Source organism: Actinomadura sp. BRA 177 (assembly GCF_013372625.1).
Taxonomy (GTDB): Bacteria; Actinomycetota; Actinomycetes; order Streptosporangiales; family Streptosporangiaceae; genus Spirillospora.
On sequence record NZ_JABXFD010000251.1, the window covers coordinates 1 to 3,078 of the forward strand.

The 3,078-nt window shown below is 72.4% G+C and carries 3 protein-coding genes and 1 pseudogene; 2 read left to right on the plus strand and 2 right to left on the minus strand.

Annotated elements, in window-relative coordinates; translation table 11 throughout:
• Both HUX53_RS10300 and HUX53_RS10305 read right to left on the minus strand, forming a co-directional pair.
• On the minus strand, positions 1–646 hold a 646-nt coding region (locus HUX53_RS10300), incomplete at its 3' end, for a response regulator transcription factor (RefSeq protein WP_176402933.1).
• Between the two features lie 8 nt (positions 647–654).
• Complete coding sequence (locus HUX53_RS10305; protein ID WP_217919301.1) at positions 655–1,785, minus strand: sensor histidine kinase; 1,131 nt, start codon at positions 1,783–1,785, stop codon at positions 655–657.
• 158 nt (positions 1,786–1,943) lie between these two features.
• On the opposite strand from HUX53_RS10305, the pseudogene HUX53_RS10310 reads away from it, so the two are divergent.
• Both HUX53_RS10310 and HUX53_RS10315 read left to right on the plus strand, forming a co-directional pair.
• A pseudogene (locus HUX53_RS10310) lies at positions 1,944–2,848 on the plus strand (ATP-binding cassette domain-containing protein).
• The gene (locus HUX53_RS10315; RefSeq protein ID WP_176402934.1) at positions 2,845–3,078 is read left to right on the plus strand and encodes a hypothetical protein; all 234 of its coding nucleotides are present in this window, start codon (positions 2,845–2,847) and stop codon (positions 3,076–3,078) included. The pseudogene HUX53_RS10310 and the gene HUX53_RS10315 overlap by 4 nt, the downstream one beginning before the upstream one ends.

Here is a 3,078-nt window from a genome sequence, read left to right on the forward strand (position 1 = left end):
GGATTAGGCGGGTTTCGTAGGCGGCTATCACCAGTTGTGCTCTGTCGCGGGCCTGGAGTTTGGAGAGCAGGTGGCCGATGTGGGTCTTCACCGTGGCGGGGCTGAGGTGCAGGTGCTCGGCCAGTTCGGTGTTGGAGAGGCCGCGGGCGATGAGGGTGAGCACTTCGCGTTCCCGTTCGGTCAGCGCGTCCAGGGCGGCGGGCGGCGGCTGGACGGGGGCCGGGCGGCGGACGAACTCGGCGATCAGGCGGCGGGTCACCGTGGGGGCGAGAAGGGAGTCGCCGGCCGCGACCGTCCTGATGGCTGACAGCAGGTCGGCGGGCGGGGTGTCCTTCAGCAGGAAGCCGCTCGCCCCGGCCTTGAGCGCCGAGTACACGTAGCTGTCCAGGTCGAACGTCGTGAGGATCAGGACGCGGACACCCGGGAGATCGGCACAGATCCGCCGGGTCGCCTCGATGCCGTCCATTTCGGGCATCCGGACGTCCATGAGGACGATGTCGGGGCGATCGCCCGCGGCCAGCTCGACGGCCTCGGCGCCCGTGCCGGCCTCGCCTACGGTGCGGAGGCCGGGCGCCGTGTCGATGAGGACGCGGAAGCTGCCTCGCAGCAGGGCCTGGTCGTCGGCGACGAGGACGCGCAGTTCCAACGGGTTTCCTAGGGTTCGTACGGAAATTCGGCCGACACGGCGAAACCGCCGCCCGGACGGGGGCCGGCGGTGAAGTCGCCGCCGTACATCATGACGCGTTCGCGCATGCCGATGAGCCCGTGCCCGTCACCGCCCGGCAGGACGCGGACGCCGGGGCCGTCATCGGGGACGTCGATGCGCACGCGGAGCCCGTCGGCTTGGACACGGACGCGGCAGCGGGCGGGCGCGGCATGTTTGACGACGTTGGTGACCGCTTCCTGGACGATGCGGTAGACGGAGAGGGCGACGCCTTCCGGAAGGTCCGGGGCGTCCACCTTCAGGTCGACGTGGACACCGGCCATGGCGGCGCGTTCCGCGAGCGCGGTGAGTTCGGCGAGGCCGGGGGCCGGGCCCAGGCCGGTGTCGGTGCGCAGGACGCCGAGGAGGTGACGCATCTCCGCGAGGGAGCTGCGACTGGTGGTTTCGATGACGCGAAGGGCGTCGAGGGCCTCGGCGGGCCGCGCCGAGGCGACGTGGACGGCGACGCCGGCCTTGACGGCGATCAGGCTCATGCTGTGCGCGACGACGTCGTGGAGTTCGCGGGCGATGCGGAGCCGCTCCTCCGAGACGGCCTGGTCGGCGAGGCGGCGGGCGGAGCGCGCGGCCTGCGCGCGGCGTTCGCGGACGACGCGGCCGAGCGTCCAGGACGCACCGAGGACGGCGAGGCCGAGCACCAGTTCCCCGGCGATCTCGGCGTGCCAGTCCGCGGTTCCGACGATGGCGCCGGCGAAGATGAGCAGGGCGCTGACGGCGCCGATCAGCGGGGTCGGGATCCAGCGGCGGCGTCGCCGGGTGAGGGCGACCGGGTAGAGGGCGAACGCGGCGGCGGCGTAGGAGTCCCAGGGCAGGCCGAGCGCGAAGGAGACGGTCGACGCGGACAGGACGGCCGCGAATACGGGCACCGGCCAGAGCCGCCGCACCGCCAAGGGCAGGCCGGCCGCGGCGGCGAGCGGGACGACGGCGACCGCGGACGTCCCGGACTCGGCGGGGAGCATCACCAGCGCGAACGTGTAGATGATCGCGGCGGCGGCGTCCAGCTTGATGAGGGCGCGCCGGCTGAGCCGCATGAAGAACGGGGTGCGCAGCTCGGATTCGTCCACGTCACGAAGGTAACGGGACGGCACCGGGCGGCGCCTCCTACCGGTGGCCGTCATACCGGGGTCGGAGGCAGGCCCGGCACGTCCGACCGTGCTCGGAGAACCGGGTCCCACCCGTGTTCCGACGTGCGGCGGGCGGGTCCCGTACGAACGTTGACCGCATGATCGAAGTACGCGAGCTGACCAAGCGCTACGGCGGTACCACCGCGGTGGACCGCCTCTCCTTCGTGGTGAAGCCGGGGACGGTGACCGGGTTCCTGGGGCCGAACGGCGCGGGAAAGTCGACCACGATGCGCGTCCTGCTGGGCTTGGACGGGACGACGTCCGGCGAGGCGCTGGTGAACGGTGGCCGGTATGCGGCGACGCGGCGGCCGATGCGGGAGGTGGGGGCGCTGCTGGACGCGGGCGCCGTGCACGGCGGGCGCCGGGCGTTCGACCACCTCGGGTGGCTGGCGCGCAGCAACGGGATCGGGACGCGGCGAGTGGCGGAGGTCCTGGAGCGGGTGGGTCTCGCCGGGGTGGCGCGCAAGCGGGTCGGCGGGTTCTCGCTCGGCATGCGGCAGCGGCTCGGGATCGCGGCGGCGCTGCTCGGCGACCCGGGGGTGCTGATGTTCGACGAGCCGGTGAACGGCCTGGACCCCGACGGCGTCCGCTGGATCCGCGAACTGATGCGGTCGCTCGCCGCCGAGGGACGGACGGTGTTGATCTCCAGCCATCTGATGAGCGAGATGGAACTGACGGCCGACCGCCTCGTCATCATCGGCCGCGGACGGCTGATCGCCGACACGTCGGTGCGCGAACTGGCGGACCGCTTCCGGCGCGGCGTCCTGGTCCGCTCTCCGCGCGCGGCCGACCTGACCGCGGTCCTCGCCGCCGCCGGGGCCGGTGTCGAGCCCATGCCCGGCGGCGCCCTCACGGTGACCGGCCTGGACGTCGCCGCCATCGGCGACGCGGCAGCCGCCCACGGAATCCCCTCCACGAGGTGACACCACACAGCGCCTCACTGGAGGAGGCCTACATGGAACTGACCACCAAAAGCGCCGAGTTCGGCACGGTGCGCACATGACCGGCACGAACGGCAGCGAACAAACAACCCTCGACGTCCAATCCGCCGCCACGGCCAGCCACGACCACAAGACTCACAACGGCCACACCACCAGCATGACCAACAGCGAGCGCGTCAGTGGCACAGACCAGAGCACCGGCACGACCGACATCGGACGAGTGGGCGGGCGCCCCATGACCAGCCCGAATGGCGGCGGGCGGGTGGCTCGCGACCGCCCACTCGTCCGATGA

Coding starts and splice junctions, on each gene's coding strand:
- HUX53_RS10315 (WP_176402934.1), top strand. CDS start 2,845: ATGACCGGCACGAACGGCAGCGAACAAACAACCCTCGACGTCCAATCC.